The following is a 16,650-nucleotide window of genomic DNA, read 5'->3' on the forward strand; positions in this document are numbered from 1 at the left end:
GGGCCATTTCAACCCCGGCGCCGTGTTCGGTCGAATAAATTCGACCCTACAAGCCCCGCCGTAGATCCATACCAACGGACCATCCCGCCACCGGCGCCGTGGTTTGGTCCGATGTAGTCCACTTCAGTGGACCAATCCACTACCGCCGCCGTGTTTGGTCGAATAAATTCGACCCTTGTCACCCCACGACTCCGGTAGGGCCCATTTCAATGGGCCATCCCTTACGCAAAACACTTGAAAAGTGATAATCAATCTCACTATCATACGCACCACAATTTCATATCCCCCTAAGCCCCGATGCTGGAACTGCAAGGTATCCGCGTACACCGCGATAACAGGACCATTTTAAGCCTGGACGAGCTGTCCCTGGCGGCGGATGCCTTTACCGTCATCCTCGGCCACAACGGCTCGGGCAAGTCGACGCTGATGAAGCTGCTGGCCCGGCAGATGCCGCCGGACGAGGGCCGCATCGCCCTCGACGGCCGGCCCCTCGGCCACTATTCTCAGCGCGAATTCGCCCGCCGCATCGCCTTTCTGCCCCAGCGCCTGCCGGAAGTGGCCGGGCTGAACGTGCGCGAGCTGGTGCGGCTGGGCCGGTTTCCCTGGCGCGGCATGCTGGGCCGCTGGCAACGCGCCGACCATGCCCTGGTGGAAGAGGCCATGAGCCATACCAGGGTCGGCCAGCATGCCGAGCACCAGGCCGATCTGCTCTCCGGCGGCGAGCGCCAGCGGGCCTGGGTGGCCATGCTGCTGGCCCAGCAGTCGCCGCTGCTGCTGCTGGACGAGCCCACCTCGGCGCTGGATCTCAGCCACCAGTACGAACTGCTCAAACTGCTGCAAACCCTCAACCGGGAGCAGGGCCGTGGGGTTATCGTGATCCTGCACGATCTCAACCTGGCGCTGCGCTTCGCCGATCGCATCGTCGCCCTGAAACAGGGCCGGCTGCTGTTCGACCGTGCCCCGGCCGAGCTGATGTCGGAGCGGCTGCTGTCCGAACTCTATAACATTCCCATTCGCCTGATCGACCATCCGGACCAGGATGAAAAGATCGCCGTTGTCGCCTGAGTCATGTTGATGAAAACACCCCTTACCCTGTTGTTGCTCCTCCTTGCCGTTTTCAAGGCGCAGGCCGTTGACGTCACCGACAGCCTGGGCCGCCACGAATTCACCTCTGCGCCGCAGCGGGTAGTCGCCCTCAACTGGGCCGCCGCCGAGCACCTGCTGGAACTCGGCGTGACGCCCCTTGCCATCGCCGATACCGCCGGCTACCGGGAATGGGTGGTGCAGCCGACCCTGCCCGCCGGGGTCGAGGACGTCGGCATGCGCCAGGAGCCCAACCTGGAGCGGCTGGCGGAACTCAAGCCCGATCTGATCCTGAGCGGTGATCAGCAGCGGGATCTGGTGCCCCGCCTGTCCCAGATAGCCCCCGTGCTGCACTTCGAGAGCTTCAGCAGCGAGCACAACAACGCCGAGGCCGCCCGCCGGGTGTTCCTGACCCTGGCCAGGGTGCTGGATCGGGAGGAACGGGCCGAACAGCGCCTGACCGAGCTGGAGCAGGGCTTCGACCAACTGAAGGCCCGGCTGCACGCCCACTTCGGCGACACCTTGCCCAGGGTGACGGTGGTGCGGCTGATGGACAGCAGCCATGTGCGCATCTACGGCGACAACGGCATGCCCCAGTATGCCCTGGAACGCCTCGGTATCGCTCCCGCCCTGGAAGTGCCGGTCAGCCAGTGGGGCCAGGTGCAGAAGAAGCTGACCGATCTGGGCGCCATCCGCGACGGCGTGGTGCTCTATATCGAGCCCTTCCCCGAGGCGGACAAGCTGTTCGCCACCCCGCTGTGGCGGGCCATGCCCTTCGTGCGTGCCGGCCGGCTGGCGGCGGTGCCCTCCACCTGGACCTACGGCGGCGTCATGTCCCTCGGCTACCTGGCCGACAACCTGACCCGGGCCCTGCTGAGCGTGCCGACGGAATGAGCCGCTACCTGTTGTTGCCGCCCGCCCTGCTGGCGCTGGCCCTGCTGCACCTGCAGCTGGAGCCGACGGTGCCCCTCGCCGGGCAATGGGCCCTGCTGCGGGGCGCCGAGCCCGAGCTGTTCGAGGAATTCCAGTTTTTCTACAGCGCCCTGCCCCGGGTGGCCATGGCGCTGCTGGTGGGCGGCGCCCTGGGGCTTTCCGGCAGCATCTTGCAGCAGCTTACCCAGAACCGGCTGGTGTCGCCCATGACCCTGGGCGCCTCGTCCGGCGCCTGGCTGGCGCTGGTCTGCGCCGCCGTCTGGGCGCCCGCCCTGGCGGCCAGCCACGGCCACTGGATTGCCCTGCTGGGGGCGGCGCTGTCGGCGGCGCTGGTGCTGCTGATCGCCGGTCGCCACGGCATCCGCGGCCTGCCGGTGGTACTGGCGGGCATGGCGGTCAACCTGCTGCTGGGCGCCCTGGCCTCGGGGCTGGTGCTGCTCAACGATCAGTACACCCGCAACCTCTTTATCTGGGGCGCCGGCGATCTGGCCCAGACCGACTGGCACTGGGTGCTCTGGCTGCTGCCCCGGTTGCTGCCGGTGGCGGTGGCTCTGGCGCTGTTCGCGCCCCGGCCGCTGACCCTGCTGCGCCTGGGGGACGACGCCGCCCGCGCCCGGGGCCTGAGCCTGTGGCCGGTGCTGCTCGCCCTGCTGGTGGCCGCGCTCTGGCTGAGCTCGCTGGCCATCACCGCGGTGGGGCTGATCGGCTTTATCGGCCTGCTCACCCCCAACATGGCGCGCTTTTTCGGCGCCCGCACCGCCCGCGACGAGCTGCTCTTCTCCACCCTGCTCGGCGGCCTGCTGCTGCTGGCCACCGACGCCATCGCCCTGGGCTTCAGCCGGGTTTCCACCGATCTGGTGCCGAGCGGCGCGGCGGCGGCGCTGATCGGCGCGCCCGCCCTGTTGTGGCTGTTGCGCAGCCGGATGCATGCCCAGGATCAGAGCGCCATCCGCCTGCCCGGCGAGCGCTGGCGGGTCACCCGGGCCAGTTGGCTGACGGTGGCGGCCGCCATCCTGGCCCTGATCCTGATCAACCTGACCCTGGCGCCCACCGGCCAGGGCTGGCAGTGGTCCTGGCCCGATGAGCTGTTGTGGTCGCTGCGCTGGCCGCGCCTGCTCACCGCCGCCGGCGCCGGCGCCGGCCTGGCGGTGGCCGGGGTGATACTGCAGCGGCTGATCCGCAATCCCCTGGCCAGCCCGGACATCATGGGCATCTCCGCCGGCGCCACCCTGGCGCTGGTGCTGGGCGTGCTGCTCGGCGGCAGCTCCATTCACGACGGCGGCCCGCTGCTGGCCTTCGGCGGCAGCATGGCGGTGCTGGCCATCCTGCTGCTGCTCGGCCGCCGCCACGGCTACGCCCCGGCGATGATGGCGCTGGTGGGCATCGCCCTCGCCGCCTTCCTCGACGCCCTGCTGCAGTTCACCCTGGCCAAGGGCAACGATCAGGTGTTCGCCATCCTCGGCTGGCTGTCGGGCTCCACCTACCGGGTGAGCGAGGCCCAGGCCGGCTGGCTCACCGCCGGCATCCTGCTCACCTGGTTGCTGGCCCTGGCCTCGGGCCGCGGCCTGACCCTGGTGTCCATCGGCGACGGCATCGCCCTCGGCCGCGGCCTGGCCCTGGATCGCACCCGGGTGCTGCTGCTGGTGCTGGTCTCGGTGATCTGCGCCATGGTCACGGCGGTGATGGGGCCGGTGGCCTTCGTCGGCCTTCTGGCGCCGCACATGGCAAGCCTGCTGGGCGCGCGCAAGGCAGGCCCCCAGCTGCTGCTGGCCTCCCTGCTCGGCATGGCGCTGATGCTGCTGTCGGACTGGCTGGGCCGGGTGCTGCTCTACCCCATGCAGCTGCCCGCCGGCACCCTCGCCTCCATCATGGGCGGGACCTACTTTATTTACCTGCTGGCCCGGAAACGGGCCCTGTAACCACGGGATAGAAGGCGCCGCCCGCGCGGACTCCCGCGCAGGCCGGGTAAAGGCGTCAATAATTAAATAAAAATCATTTGTTTTTACAATTTTACTATCAAGGAGATTTAAAGGAATGCCGTTTCAGAAGAAACACCTGTCCCGTGTGATTGCCGCCCTGCTGGCTGGCGCTGTGCTGGCCCCCGCCCTGGCCCAGCAGCAGGACCCCCTGGTGCTGAGCACCGTCACCGTCAACGCCGAGCGCGAGAACGACGTCACCGAGGGCAGCGACAGCTATACCACCAAGAGCAGCCGCACCGCCACCAAGCTGAGCCTGTCGCCGCGGGAAACCCCGCAGACGGTATCGGTCACCACCCGTACCAAGATGGACGACTTCGCCCTCAACGACGTCAATGCCGTGCTGGCGAACACCAACGGCGTCAATGTGGAGAAGGTGGAAACCGACCGCACCTACTTCACCGCCCGCGGCTTCGATATCACCAACTTCCAGGTGGACGGTATCGGCGTGCCCCTGACCTACGGCAACCTGATGGGGGATCTGGATACCGCCCTGTTCGACAAGGTGGAGGTACTCAAGGGCGCCAATGGCCTGATGAGCGGCGCCGGCAGCCCCGCCGCCACCGTCAACTTCGTGCGCAAGCGCCCCACCGAGGAATTCCAGGCTTCGGCCAAGGCCGGCGTCGGCTCCTGGGACTATCGCCGACTGGAGGGCGACATCTCCGGCGCCCTCAGCGAGCGGGTACGCGCCCGCCTGGTGGTGGCCGGCCAGGACAAGCATTCCTACCTGGATCGCTACGAGCAGCAACGGGGCCTGGCCTACGGCGTGCTGGAGGCGGACCTGACCGACAGCACCCTGCTCACCCTGGGCCACAGCTACCAGCAAAACGACGCCGACAGCCCGCTGTGGGGCTCGCTGCCGCTGTTCTATACCGACGGCAGCCGCACCGACTACAGCCGCTCCGACAGCAGCGCCGCCGACTGGGCCTACTGGAACAACGAGGACAACCGCAGCTTCGTCGAGCTGGCCCAAGAGCTGGGCAACGGCTGGACCGCCAAGGCGGCCTACTCCCATGTGAAAATCGAGTCCGACGGACAGATGTTTTATATTAGGGCTAACCCCATTCCCGATGGCAGCATCCCTCAGGGTAATCACGCCAGTCATTACACTTTCAGTTCCCGCCAGGATCTGGTCGATCTCTACGCCAGCGGTCCCTTCCGGCTGGCCGGCCGGGAGCACGAGCTGGTGGCCGGCACCAGTTGGTCCTTCACAAGCACGACAGACAAATCGATGAGTGGAGCCAACAATAAACTAGAAACATTACCAAGCCTCAATGGCTGGAATGGTCACATAGCCAAGCCCCAGTTCACAGTCGACGGCGGCGGCAGCGACTGGACCGATAAGCAGCAAAGCCTTTACGCCGCCGCCCGCTTCAGCCTGACCGAGGATCTGAGCCTGCTGGCGGGCGCCCGCCTCTCCAACTGGGACAGCCACGGCACCAGCTACGGTAAGGACAAGGCCACCCGTCACGACAATGTGCTGGTGCCCTACGCCGGCCTGGTCTATGACCTGACCCCGAACTACTCGCTTTATGCCAGCTACACCGAAATCTTCACCCCCCAGGTGGCGGCGGATATCGACGGCAACCGCCTGGATCCCGTCGAGGGCAGCAGCATGGAGACCGGCGTCAAGAGCGAATGGCTCGACGGCCGGCTCTACGCCAACCTGGCCCTGTTCCGGATAGAGCAGTCCAACCTGGCCGAGGCGGCCGGCGTTGTCGACGGCAGGACCCACTTCCGCGCCGTGGACGGCGTTACCAGCCAGGGCGTGGAGCTGGAGCTGGCCGGCGAGCTGCTGCCGGGCTGGGAAGCCAGCGCCGGCTACAGCTATGTGGATATCGAAGACAGCGAGGGCAACACCACCAAGACCTATACCCCGCGGCAAAGCGCCAAGCTGGCCACCACCTACCGGTTGCCCATGATGGAGCAGCTGAAGCTGGGCGCCAATATCAAATGGCAGGACGATATTTATGTCGATCTGGGCGCCGGTCGAGAGATCCGCCAGGATGCCTACACCCTGCTCGGGCTGATGGCCAAGTACGACTTTACCCCCCGGCTTGACGCCACCCTCAATGTCGACAATCTGACCGACGAAAAATACCTGAACAGCCTTTACTGGGGCGGCAGCCAAGCATTTTATGGCGAACCCCGTAACGCCAAGCTGACGGTCAACTGGAAGTTCTAAACAGGAATAACGACCGAGCCGGCCCCGGGCCGGCTCTTGCCGGAGGCACACCATGACGGCCCCCACCCCCTTATCCCCCCAGTCCAGGCTGGACCGCCTGCTCCAGCATATCCACCAGCACCTGGATGAACCGCTTCAACTGGAACGGCTGGCGCAACTGTCCGCTTGCTCCCGCTGGCAGCTGCAACGGGATTTCCAGGCCGCCACCGGCCTGAGCCTGGCCCGCTATATCCGCCGGCTGCGCCTGAGCCGGGCGGCCGAATGGCTGCTGAGCGGCCGGCTGCGCCAGCTCGACATCGCCCTGGGCTGCGGCTTCGATTCCGAAGTCAGCTTCAGCCGCGCCTTCCGCCAGGAGTTCGGCTGCGCCCCCGGCCAGTACCGCCAGGCCGGCATACGCCGGGGCCTGAGCGCTCCCCTGCTACGCCCCGACAATCGGCAGTTGCTGCAGCTCCGCATCGACAGCCGTCCCGCCTGCCGGCTGATGGGCCTGAGCGACCATTGCGGCGGCCTGTTCGCCGAGCACCCCGACTTCGCCGAACGCGTTCCCCAGATCTGGCGGCGGCTGCTGCAACGCTGCCCCCATGCCCGGCAGGCGCCCATGGCGGCTATCGAAATCGACGTATGTCAGCCGGGTCGCCTGCGTTACTGGGCCGGCACCCCCTTCGGCGGCACCGCCACCGCGGGTCTCGAGTTGCTGGATGTACCGGCGTCGGAATACCTGGTGGTCCCTCACCGGGGCGAGCCCGGCACCCTGGCCGCCAATCTCGCCTGGATACTGCGCCAATGGCTGCCCGGCTCGGGGTATCGCGCCCTGTCCGCCTGCGATCTGGAAATCTACGCCCCCGCCGACACGCGCGGCGGGATGGAATACTGGATCCCCATCGCCGCTGCACCAAAATGTTAAGTCTGTTCGCCGCCAGAAAAGTAAAATGAGATTCATTGTCATTTAACCATCCCAAAGAGAGGATCTCATGCGGCGGCAACGCGCCTTTACCCCTTCCCTGCTGGCCCTGGCGGTCTCCAGCGCCCTGAGCGGCCAGGCCCTGGCCCAGTCCGGCACCGACGACGCTCCCCTGCTCACCGAAGACACCGTAGTGGTGCAGGGCAAGGCCTATCGCCATACCGCCACCAAGTCGGCCCTGGCGCCGGAGGAAACGCCCCAGGGCATCAGCGTGGTCGACCGGGAAACCCTGGACCAGCGGGGCGTGGACTCGGTGGCCGAGGCGTTGCGCTATGTGCCCGGCGTGCACACCGAGCTGCGCGGTGGCGCCGTCAGCCGGCTCGATCTGTTCAACATCCGCGGCTTTATCAACTACCAGAACTTCTACGACGGCCTGCCGCTCACCTACAATGACTGGAACCTGCAGCCCCAGATCGACGCCTTCGCCATCGAACAGGTCGAAGTGTTCAAGGGCCCCACCTCGGTGCTGTACGGCGCCATGCCGCCCGGCGGCATGGTCAACCTGATCGCCAGGCAACCGAGCAGCCAGCCCTTCAACGAGCTGACCCTGGCCGGCGGCAGCCATGATCTGCGCGAGGGAACCTTCGAGTCCCGCGGTGCGCTCAAGGACGACGGCAGCCTCAACTACAGCCTGGTGGCCCTGGGCCGCAAGAAGGACGGCCAGGCCGAAACCTCGGAGGAGGAGCGCTACCTGATCGCCCCCTCGGTGGACTGGCATATCTCGGATCGCACCCTGCTCAACCTCAACCTCTATTACCAGCACGACCCCTCCGCCGGCATTTTCAATACCCTGCCGGCCGCTGGCCTGTTCAAGGACAACGTCAACGGCCGGCTGCCCGCCGATGCCTATTCCGGCGACGCCAACTGGAACACCTATGATCGGGAAGTGCTGCTGGTGGGCTACAAGCTGAACCACGAACTCAACGACGACTGGACCTTGCTGCAGAACCTGCGCTTCATGGACGCCACCGCCTATCAGGAAAACAGCTATGGCGCGGGCCTGGATGCCGACCAGCGCACCCTGGCCCGGCGCGCCTACCTGACCGACGAGGCCTCCCGCAGCTGGGCCATCGACAACCAGCTGTCCGGCCGGATCCAGACCGGTAGCCTGGAGCACAACCTGCTGCTGGGGGTGGACTATACCTGGCTGAACTCGGATATCCGCTACGAAGACGGTGCCATGCCCGCCATCGATCTGTTCGCGCGCAACCACCGCCTCTTCCAGCCCGCTGATTTTTCCGCCGACTTTTCGGCAGACTTCCGCCGCAGCACCCGCCAGACCGGCTTCTACCTGCAGGACCAGATCCGCCTGGACCGGCTGGTGCTGATCGCCGGCGGCCGCTACGACCGTTACGTGGGCAATGAAAAGGGCATGCAGTACGGTGCCCAGGTCGACAGCACGGTGGAGCAGAACAAGTTCAGCTTCCGCGCCGGCGCCCTCTACGAACTGCCGGGCGGTTTCTCTCCCTTCGTCAGCTATGCCGAAGGCTTCGAGCCCATCACCGGTCACGACCGGCACGGCAACACCTTCAAGCCCACCACCAGCCAGCAGTGGGAAACCGGGGTCAAGTACCAGTCCGCCGACCGGCGCCACCAGGGCACCCTGTCCGCCTTCCACATCACCAAGGAAAATGACCCGACCCGGGATCCCAACGGCAGCGCCTACGACAAGATCCAGACCGGCGAGGTGGTGGCCAAGGGCCTGGAGCTGGAAGCCGGCAGCTACCTGACCGACAACCTGAGCCTGGCCGCCAGCCTGACCCTGATGGACATGGAGGTGACCAGGGACAACAGCGGACTCGCCGGCAAGACGCCGATCTGGGTGCCGGAACGCCAGGCCAGCCTGTGGGCCAACTACGACATCTTCGACGGCGCCCTGGCCGGCACCACCCTGGGCGCCGGGGTGCGCTATGTGGGCAAGACCCAGATGGACGCATTCAATACCGATCAGGTGCCCGCCTACACCCTGGTGGACCTGGCGCTGGGCTACGATCTGGCCCGGCTCAATGGCGACTGGGACGGTGCCCGGGTGCAGCTGTCCGCCAACAACCTGTTCGACAAGCGCTACTACAGCTGCTTCGACGAGAGCAACTGCTGGTTCGGCGCCGAACGCGAGCTCAAGGCCAGCCTGAGCTACCGGTTCTGACCTTCATCTCCCCCTGAAAACGCAAAGGGAGGCAATGTGAATTGCCTCCCTTTGTTTTCAACTCCTGTATTCGCGGCAGAGCACTCGAGCAGGATCATAAAGTCAGGGATCTCGATTTCCTCTCTCCGGTGCCCGGCTAACTCCTGGCCGCCTGCTCCAGGCTGCGCCAGTCGCTGAACAGGTGCACGGGATCGCACAGCTGGCGCATGGCGTGCAGGGCGGTGGCGTAGCCGAGCTGCAGGCCGACCAGGCGCACGCCCAGGCTGTCCTTGGTCTGCGCCACCTGCTCCCGCAGGGCGGCGGGCACCTGGAACTCGCCGTCGCTCACCAGCAGGATGTCGGCCTGCCGCCACTCCTGCTCCCTGAGGCGCGAAAGCGCCGCCGTCAGTGGGGTGACCACCTCGGTGCCGCCGCTGAAGGAGGCCCGCAGCAACGCCATCAGCTCCGCCAGGGTCAGGTGGCCGTTGTCCAGCACCTGCAGCTCGCCCTCGCCGCCGAACAGGTACACCAGGCAGCCCCGCCGCTGGCGCTTGGCCAGACGCAGGGCCTCCAGCACCATGGCCTTGGACACCTGCTCCGCCAGGCCGTGCATGGAGGCGGAGGTGTCCAGGCAGAGGATGATGGGTCCCATCTGGCTGCCCTTGCCCTGCCCCTGGCCCTGGCCGGCCCGGGGCAGGGGCCAGTCGTTGCCGGCGTCGATGGGCATGACCCCGGCCACCGCGTAGCTGAGCAGCCCCTGCTCGGCACGGCGGGCATGCCACAACAGGTGCAGCAGCGGATGGCCGAGAAAGGCCGCCTCCTGGGGCAGCATGCGGTTGATCCGGTCGGAGCGGGTGAGGCCCTGGGTTTCCATCGGCATGCCGGGCAACAGGCGTTCCTGGGGGCCCGCGTCCCGGGGGCTCATCTGCTGGCGAATTTGGCTCAGGGTGGCGCTTTGCGACGGATCCGGGCGCTGCTGGCCCAGCTGGTTCAGCAGGCGTTGCAGCTCACGAATTTGAGCCACCCACTGGGACAACCGCTGTATGTCGAACCAGGCCCGATCCCGCAGCTGGCCACCGTTGACGTCGGTGCCGATGGCCGGCGCTATGCCGAATTCCTCGGTCACCTCGTCCAGGGCCTGCCACAGGCTGACCCGCTGGCGCCACTGCTCGGCAAGGCGGGCGATGGCCCGGCGAGCGTGGCGGGCCCGGGCGCGGCCTTCGGCCTGCCGCCTGTCCATGCCGGCCCGCGCCAGCAGGGCGGCGGTGGCCGGCCAGAGCAGTTCCACCTGCTCCAGCGCCAGCAGTATGTCCTGCACCACCACCCGCGCCACTTCCGGGGTGTCCCGGCAGTAACCGAGCGCGCCCGAGCGCACCAGCAGGTGGCGCAGGCGCCGTTCGGTGCTGCCGTTCAGCCAGTCGCCCGGGGCCGGCAGGCGCCCCTTGTCCAGCCGGTGCAGCCAGGCCAGCACCCACCGGACCCGGGGCAGCAGCCGGCCCAGGGGGTGGGTGGCCACCAGGGCGAACAGGCTTTCCGGCAGCGCCGCCAGGAGGCCGATGCCGGCGGGCTGATCCTGCACGGCTCAGTCCTCCACCGGCAGGGCGGCGAAGGCCTGGCGGAGCTGCCCCAGCCGTTCCCGCTGGCGACCCAGCTCCTGCTGCTGCCGCTCCAGTTGCCGGCGCACCTGCTCCCCCAGGGCGGGGCTCAGCCAAAGGTGCTGTTCGAGCCGCCGTTCCAGGCCCTGGCGCTGTCCGGCCAGCCAGCCCAGGTATTGGTCCAGCTCGTCGATGCGCTCATCGAGCTGCGCCAGGCGGGCGGCCAGGTGGGCCGCCGGCCAGGCCCGGGGCTGCAGGGCCGACGGCCGCGGGTAGGACTCCAGCACCGGCTCGTACTGATCCAGGCTGCCGCCCAGGTTGCGGATTTCCCGCTCGGTGAAGCTGCTGTCCGGCAGGCGGGGCTGGCGGTAAAGCACCTCACCGGCGGCGTTGCGACAGGGTCGCAGGCCCTCGCGCTCGGTCACCGGCTGGCCGGCTTCGTCCAGGTAAAGCTGGTAGCCCTGTTCGTCCAGGGCCGGCACCACCGGATCCGCGTCCTGGGCCAGGCGCTGCTGCCAGCTGTCCACCAGCTCGGCCACCAGGGCCGGGCTGAAGCCGGGGTCGGCGGCGATATGCTCGTGCAGCCAGGCCGCCAGGCGGGGATATTGATCCGGCTGCTGCCACAGGCAGTGGGGCAGCAGCCAGGCGTCGAGCAGGCCGGCTTCCTTTTCGCCGTTGCAATAGGCGGACACCCGGAGCAGCTTGACCAGCTTGCGCCAGCGCCGGTCGGAGACGGCGATCTCCTGCTCGGCCAGGAAGGCGCGCAGGCTGGTGAGCAGCCGCACCAGGGCCGGGGCCAGGGGCAGGCGGCCGGCCAGCTCGCGGATGGCGGCCAGCTCGCAGCCGCTCAGGCGCAGCTCCGGCGGCGGCGCCCGGTAGCCCTGGTCGAGGGTGAGCAGGGCGGTAAAAGCCTGGTCGCTCACCGGCGCCACCTGGTAGCGCAGCAGGAAGCGGTCGTACAGGGCGTTGAGTTCGGCTCCCTCCGGCAGCTCGTTGCTGGCGGCGATCACCGACACCAGGGGCACCTCCCGCCGCTCGTTGCCGTTGTCGAAACGGCGCTCGTTGAGCAGGGTGAGCAGGCTGTTGAGGATGGCGCTGTTGGCCTTGAAGATCTCGTCGATAAAGGCGATGGAGGCCTCGGGCAGGTAGCCCCTGGTCTGGCGCAGGTAGCGGTCCTGCTCCAGCGCCTTGATGGACAGGGGGCCGAACAGCTCCTCGGGCACCGAGAAGCGGGTCAGCAGCCGTTCGAAGTAGGCGCCGTCGGCGAGCAGGGTGTGCAGCCGGCGGGACAGCTCGCTCTTGGCGGTGCCGGGCGGGCCCAGCAGCAGCAAGTGCTCGCCGGAAAGCGCCGCCAGCAGCGCCAGCCGGGCCGGGGTGTCCCGCTCCAGCAAGCCCTGCTGCAACTGTTCAATCAATGCCGCGATACGGGGTTTTACGTCCATGTGCCAGACCTGTAAGTAAATTGTATTAAAAATATTTTTACATTGTACTCAAAAATACCGTGCAGGCCAGCGGAGCGCGGAGGAAAGGCGCTCCCTTCGCCAGGCTTACCCCCGCCGCAGCACCAGCCGGGGCTCGCCCGGGCCGAAATAGGCCTCGTCCCGGCGTTCCTCCACAAAACCCAGGGCGAGGTAAAGCCCCAGCGCCGGGTTGTCCGGCGCCACCGTCAGCCGCACCGAGCGGCAACCGCCCGCCTCCAGCGCCGCCAGGGCCTGTTGCAACAGCGCCTTGCCGAGGCCCCGCCCCCGGCAGGATCCGGCCACCGCCAGGGACAGTATCCAGCCCTCGCCGGGGGCCGCCCCCGTCCCGCCCAGGCAGTAGCCCGCCAGTTCGCCCTCTTCCCCTTCCGCCACCAGCAGATAGGCCGGCCACAGATCCAGCGCCTGGCGAAAGAAAAAATCCGGATAACAGTGGCTGCCGAAGGCGGCTCGCTCCAGGGCATCAATGGCCGCGAGATCCCCCCTGGTTGCCGTTCTGACCGACATATGCACTCCCGTAAAGTCTAATGGCCGCACTGGCGGCTGGTCCAAAAGGGCCGATGGTGCCTTCTCCCGGGCAACGGTGCAATACGGCCGTTGCCCTCGCCCTTTCCGGCTAAAAAACCACCACTCCGGCCCCATGCACTAAGCTCTAATAGAGACTGTATTGGAGCTGGATATGATGAACTGGCGCGGCCTGTTACTGCTGTTGTTGTTGCTGGGCATGCCGGCCCTGGCCCAGGAACGCTACTGGCAACTGGACATCAAGGGGGCCATCGGCCCCGGCACCTCGGACTTTATCGTGACCGAACTGCAACAGGCCCAGTTGGACCGTCCCGCCTTCCTGCTGCTGACCATGGACACTCCCGGCGGCCTCTACAGCGCCACCCGCGACATCATCAGCGCCATGCTCGAATCCCGGCTGCCGGTGGTGGTCTATGTTTCCCCCGGCGGCGCCCGGGCCGCCTCGGCGGGCACCTATATCCTCTATGCCAGCCATGTGGCGGTCATGGCCCCGGGCACCCACCTGGGCGCCGCCACCCCGGTGCAGATAGGCCCTCCCGGCAGCACCGAGCGGCCACGGGACCAGGCGGAAGACAAGGAAAAAGAAGAGGGGCGCCCCGCCTCCGACGGCGGCGCCATGGAGCGCAAGACCCTGAACGACGCCGTGGCCTATATCAAGTCGCTGGCCCAGTTGCGCGGGCGCAACGCCGACTGGGCCGAACAGGCGGTGCGCGAAGCCGCCACCCTCACCGCCTCCGAGGCCCTGGAGCAGGGGGTCATCGAGCTGGTGGCGGTGGACATTCCCGAACTGCTGCAGGCCCTGGACGGACGGGAAATCAGGCTCCACGACAAGCCCTATACCTTCGCCACAAAGGGGCTGCTGGCCGAGCAGCGCCAGCCCGACTGGCGCCAGCGCTTCATCATGATCATCACCAACCCCAATATCGCCTACCTGCTGATGCTGGTGGGCATGTACGGCATACTGCTGGAATTCTACAGCCCCGGCTTCGGGGTGGCCGGGGTGACCGGCGCCATCTGCCTGCTGCTGGCGCTGCTGGCGCTGCAGATGCTGCCGGTGAGCACCGCCGGCCTGGCCCTGCTGTTGCTGGGGCTGGCGCTGATGGTGGGCGAGGCCCTGTCGCCCAGTTTCGGCATTCTCGGTGGCGGCGGCCTGGTGGCCTTCGCCATCGGCTCGGTACTGCTGTTCGATACCCCGGATCAGGCGTTCCGGGTCGCCTGGCCCTTCGTGGCCGCATTCACCCTGTTCTCGCTCACCCTGGTCCTGGTGGTGGTGCGGCTTATCGTGAAGCAGCGCCGGGCCGCCCCCGTGTCCGGCACCGCCGCCATGGTCGGCGAGCAGGGCATCGCCCTCACCCCCATCGACCCCACCGGCACCGTGCTGGTGCAGGGCGAACGCTGGCAGGCCCACAGCCGGCATCCCATAGCCCCGCACCAGGCGATCGTCGTGCTGGCGGTGGAAGATCTTACCCTCAACGTGGCCCCCCTGGAGGAGACCCAGTCATGATGATCGATTTTCTGTATTTTCAACTGCTGATCGTGATCCTGGTGGTCATGCTGCTCAGCAGCATGTTCCGCATCCTGCGCGAGTACGAACGGGGCGTGATCTTCCTGCTCGGTCGCTTCTACAAGATAAAGGGGCCCGGCCTTATCCTGGTGATCCCCTTCGTGCAGCAAATGGTCCGGGTGGATCTGCGTATCGTCACCATGGACGTACCCTCCCAGGATCTGATCTCCAAGGACAACGTCACGGTGCGGGTCAATGCGGTGCTCTATTTCCGGGTGCTGGATCCGCAGAAGGCCATCATCAACGTGGAAAACTACCTGGAGGCCACCAGCCAGCTGGCCCAGACCACCATGAGATCCGTGCTCGGCCAGCACGAACTGGACGAGATCCTCTCGGCCCGGGATACCCTCAATGCGGATCTGCAGCGCATCCTGGATCAGAGCACCGACAACTGGGGCATCAAGGTGACGGCGGTGGAAATCAAGCACGTGGATCTCGATGAATCCATGATCCGCGCCATCGCCCGCCAGGCGGAAGCCGAGCGGGCCCGGCGGGCCAAGGTGATCCACGCCACCGGCGAACTGGAAGCGTCCAAGCAGTTGCTGGAAGCCGCCCATATCCTGGCCCAGCAGCCCGAGGCCATCCAGTTGCGCTACCTGCAGACCCTGACCGAGGTGAGCAGCGAGAACAGCAAGATCATCGTCTTCCCCCTGCCGATGGAGCTGGGGCAGATACTGCAGCGCCTGGCGGGGCAGCATAATCCGACGGATCCCAAGTCGCCGAGCGAGATGACCTGAGGACGGCGCCCGACACTTCACACCGCGGGTGTTTTGGGCCAGAATAACCGGCATTTCAGATGAATCATTGGTGAGGCGCCATGTTATTGCCTTCCGCCTACGGGCAGGGTGACACTTCCTTCCAGGCCGCCGGTGGCGAAGCCGGCCTGCGCCGCCTGGCCGAAGCCTTCTATGCCGCCATGGAACGTCGCCCCGACGCCGCCCTGATCCGTGCCATGCATCCGGACAACCTCGACGAGAGCACCGACAAGCTGGCCCGCTTCCTGTGCGGCTGGCTGGGCGGCCCGCCCCGCTACCGGGAGAAATACGGCCCCATCAGCATACCCCGGGCCCACGCCCACCTGGACATAGGCCCCGCCGAGCGGGACGCCTGGCTGGCCTGCATGGCCGAGGCGCTGGCGACTCAGGACTACGCCGACGACTTCAAGGCCTATCTGCTGCGCGCCCTCGCCGTGCCCGCCGAACGCTGTCGTACCCGGGACTGAGCCCCCTGCCGGAAACGGTGCCGGCCGGCGCCGTTCCTCCCCGCTTTTTTCCCCGATAACGCGGAATATCCCCGTGCGCAGCCGCTAGAATACGGGGCTCCGTTAATCGCCATCGGGGTCCTCGCCCTCGATGCCTCGTTCGCCACAGGGACTGTCTCATGAAAACAACCCTCCGCCTTCTCCTGCTGGGCAGCGGCCTCGGCCTGTTCGCCGCCGGTGCCCAGGGCTCCACCCTGGAGCAGATCCAGCGCTCCGGTGAATTCCGCTTCTGCTTCGAATCCGGCTACATGCCCTTCGAAATGACCGACAAGGGCGGCGACTTTATCGGCTTCGACATCGATATCGCCAAGGCCATGGCCAGGTCGGTCAACGTCGAGTTCGTGCCGGTCAACACCGGCTGGGACGGCATCATCCCCGCCCTGCAGACCAACAAGTGCGATCTGATCCTGGGCATGACGGTCACCCCCGAGCGCAACCTCAGCGTCAACTTCGCCGAGCCCTATTTCGACGCCGGCCAGACGGTACTAATCCGCCCGGCACTGGCCGACGGCATCGACTCCTATCGCCAGCTGAACGATGAAAACTACACCGTCACCGCCCAGCTCGGCACCACCGGCGAATACGCCATCAAGCGCCACCTGGGCCGGGCCAAGGTGCGGCTGTTCGAAAGCTCCGCCGACGCCGCCCAGGAAGTGGCCAACGGCCGGGCCGACGCCTTCGTCTACGACATCAGCTACAACGCCGTCTACGCCGCCCAGAACCCGGGCCGGCTGGTGCACCTGGACCAGGCCTTCACCTACGGCCCGCTGGGCTGGGCGGTGCGTAAAGGCGACGGGGACTTCCTCAATTTCCTCAACAACTACCTGCGCCAGATCCGGGAAGACGGCAGCTACGACCGGCTCTACCACAAGTGGTTCAAGAGCGACGCCTGGGTCGGCCGGGTACAGTAATCCTCTGGTTGTTGCCGGCGGCCCGGGCCGCCGGCGGGTTTGACGGGAACGAA

13 protein-coding genes are annotated in these 16,650 nt (G+C 66.9%); 10 read left to right on the forward strand and 3 right to left on the reverse strand.

Translation table 11 applies throughout. The features are described 5' to 3' along the window. The first annotated feature begins 297 nt into the window (after positions 1 to 297). From AN401_RS13605 to AN401_RS13630, 6 genes are all read left to right on the forward strand, one after another. On the forward strand, positions 298 to 1,065 hold the full coding sequence (locus AN401_RS13605; protein WP_094039255.1) for an ABC transporter ATP-binding protein: 768 nt from the start codon (positions 298 to 300) through the stop codon (positions 1,063 to 1,065). Positions 1,066 to 1,074: 9 nt separating this feature from the next. Next, on the forward strand, positions 1,075 to 1,977 hold the full coding sequence (locus tag AN401_RS13610; RefSeq protein ID WP_232513314.1) for an iron-siderophore ABC transporter substrate-binding protein: 903 nt from the start codon (positions 1,075 to 1,077) through the stop codon (positions 1,975 to 1,977). Next, positions 1,974 to 3,935: a Fe(3+)-hydroxamate ABC transporter permease FhuB gene (gene fhuB, locus AN401_RS13615; protein WP_096779667.1), complete on the forward strand. Its 1,962-nt coding sequence runs from the start codon at positions 1,974 to 1,976 to the stop codon at positions 3,933 to 3,935. The genes AN401_RS13610 and fhuB overlap by 4 nt, the downstream gene beginning before the upstream one ends. Before the next feature lie 115 nt (positions 3,936 to 4,050). After that, on the forward strand, positions 4,051 to 6,177 hold the full coding sequence (locus AN401_RS13620; RefSeq protein WP_232513315.1) for a TonB-dependent siderophore receptor: 2,127 nt from the start codon (positions 4,051 to 4,053) through the stop codon (positions 6,175 to 6,177). Between the two features lie 52 nt (positions 6,178 to 6,229). Then, positions 6,230 to 7,081, forward strand: a complete 852-nt coding sequence (locus tag AN401_RS13625) for an AraC family transcriptional regulator (RefSeq protein ID WP_232513316.1) — start codon at positions 6,230 to 6,232, stop codon at positions 7,079 to 7,081. A 67-nt stretch (positions 7,082 to 7,148) separates the two neighbouring features. Next, positions 7,149 to 9,284, forward strand: a complete 2,136-nt coding sequence (locus AN401_RS13630; protein WP_096779668.1) for a TonB-dependent siderophore receptor — start codon at positions 7,149 to 7,151, stop codon at positions 9,282 to 9,284. Between the two features lie 136 nt (positions 9,285 to 9,420). Here the strand turns inward: AN401_RS13630 and AN401_RS13635 are convergent, their stop codons facing one another. The 3 genes from AN401_RS13635 to AN401_RS13645 form a co-directional block, all read right to left on the reverse strand. Next, positions 9,421 to 10,842, reverse strand: a complete 1,422-nt coding sequence (locus tag AN401_RS13635) for a vWA domain-containing protein (RefSeq protein ID WP_096779669.1) — start codon at positions 10,840 to 10,842, stop codon at positions 9,421 to 9,423. A 3-nt stretch (positions 10,843 to 10,845) separates the two neighbouring features. Then, positions 10,846 to 12,300 carry an AAA family ATPase gene (locus AN401_RS13640; protein WP_096779670.1) on the reverse strand — a complete coding sequence of 485 codons (1,455 nt, stop codon included), beginning with the start codon at positions 12,298 to 12,300 and terminating at the stop codon, positions 10,846 to 10,848. 105 nt (positions 12,301 to 12,405) lie between these two features. Continuing rightward, complete coding sequence (locus tag AN401_RS13645) at positions 12,406 to 12,843, reverse strand: GNAT family N-acetyltransferase (protein ID WP_094041131.1); 438 nt, start codon at positions 12,841 to 12,843, stop codon at positions 12,406 to 12,408. A gap of 172 nt (positions 12,844 to 13,015) precedes the next feature. On the opposite strand from AN401_RS13645, the gene AN401_RS13650 reads away from it, so the two are divergent. The 4 genes from AN401_RS13650 to AN401_RS13665 all read left to right on the forward strand — a co-directional run bounded on the left by AN401_RS13650 (position 13,016) and on the right by AN401_RS13665 (position 16,597). Beyond that, positions 13,016 to 14,365 (forward strand): NfeD family protein, encoded by a 1,350-nt coding sequence (locus tag AN401_RS13650; RefSeq protein ID WP_232513317.1) that lies wholly within the window; start codon positions 13,016 to 13,018, stop codon positions 14,363 to 14,365. Further along, positions 14,362 to 15,162, forward strand: coding sequence for a slipin family protein (locus AN401_RS13655; protein WP_094041130.1), 801 nt, complete (start codon positions 14,362 to 14,364; stop codon positions 15,160 to 15,162). Before AN401_RS13650 ends, AN401_RS13655 begins: the two co-directional genes overlap by 4 nt. Before the next feature lie 80 nt (positions 15,163 to 15,242). After that, positions 15,243 to 15,647, forward strand: coding sequence for a group II truncated hemoglobin (locus AN401_RS13660; RefSeq protein WP_096779671.1), 405 nt, complete (start codon positions 15,243 to 15,245; stop codon positions 15,645 to 15,647). 158 nt (positions 15,648 to 15,805) lie between these two features. Continuing rightward, entirely contained in the window at positions 15,806 to 16,597 is a 792-nt protein-coding gene (locus AN401_RS13665; protein WP_096779672.1) for a transporter substrate-binding domain-containing protein, read from the forward strand. Positions 16,598 to 16,650: the final 53 nt, after the last annotated feature.

This window comes from Zobellella denitrificans, assembly GCF_002407485.1.
In the GTDB taxonomy this organism is placed as follows: domain Bacteria; phylum Pseudomonadota; class Gammaproteobacteria; order Enterobacterales; family Aeromonadaceae; genus Oceanimonas; species Oceanimonas denitrificans.

Excerpts from the sequence above, each read along its gene's own strand:
- AN401_RS13605 (WP_094039255.1), top strand. The coding sequence starts at position 298 with ATGCTGGAACTGCAAGGTATCCGCGTACACCGCGATAACAGGACCATT.
- AN401_RS13610 (WP_232513314.1), top strand. The coding sequence starts at position 1,075 with ATGAAAACACCCCTTACCCTGTTGTTGCTCCTCCTTGCCGTTTTCAAG.
- fhuB (WP_096779667.1), top strand. The coding sequence starts at position 1,974 with ATGAGCCGCTACCTGTTGTTGCCGCCCGCCCTGCTGGCGCTGGCCCTG.
- AN401_RS13620 (WP_232513315.1), top strand. The coding sequence starts at position 4,051 with ATGCCGTTTCAGAAGAAACACCTGTCCCGTGTGATTGCCGCCCTGCTG.
- AN401_RS13625 (WP_232513316.1), top strand. The coding sequence starts at position 6,230 with ATGACGGCCCCCACCCCCTTATCCCCCCAGTCCAGGCTGGACCGCCTG.
- AN401_RS13630 (WP_096779668.1), top strand. The coding sequence starts at position 7,149 with ATGCGGCGGCAACGCGCCTTTACCCCTTCCCTGCTGGCCCTGGCGGTC.
- AN401_RS13640 (WP_096779670.1), bottom strand. The coding sequence starts at position 12,300 with ATGGACGTAAAACCCCGTATCGCGGCATTGATTGAACAGTTGCAGCAG.
- AN401_RS13645 (WP_094041131.1), bottom strand. The coding sequence starts at position 12,843 with ATGTCGGTCAGAACGGCAACCAGGGGGGATCTCGCGGCCATTGATGCC.
- AN401_RS13650 (WP_232513317.1), top strand. The coding sequence starts at position 13,016 with ATGATGAACTGGCGCGGCCTGTTACTGCTGTTGTTGTTGCTGGGCATG.
- AN401_RS13655 (WP_094041130.1), top strand. The coding sequence starts at position 14,362 with ATGATGATCGATTTTCTGTATTTTCAACTGCTGATCGTGATCCTGGTG.
- AN401_RS13660 (WP_096779671.1), top strand. The coding sequence starts at position 15,243 with ATGTTATTGCCTTCCGCCTACGGGCAGGGTGACACTTCCTTCCAGGCC.
- AN401_RS13665 (WP_096779672.1), top strand. The coding sequence starts at position 15,806 with ATGAAAACAACCCTCCGCCTTCTCCTGCTGGGCAGCGGCCTCGGCCTG.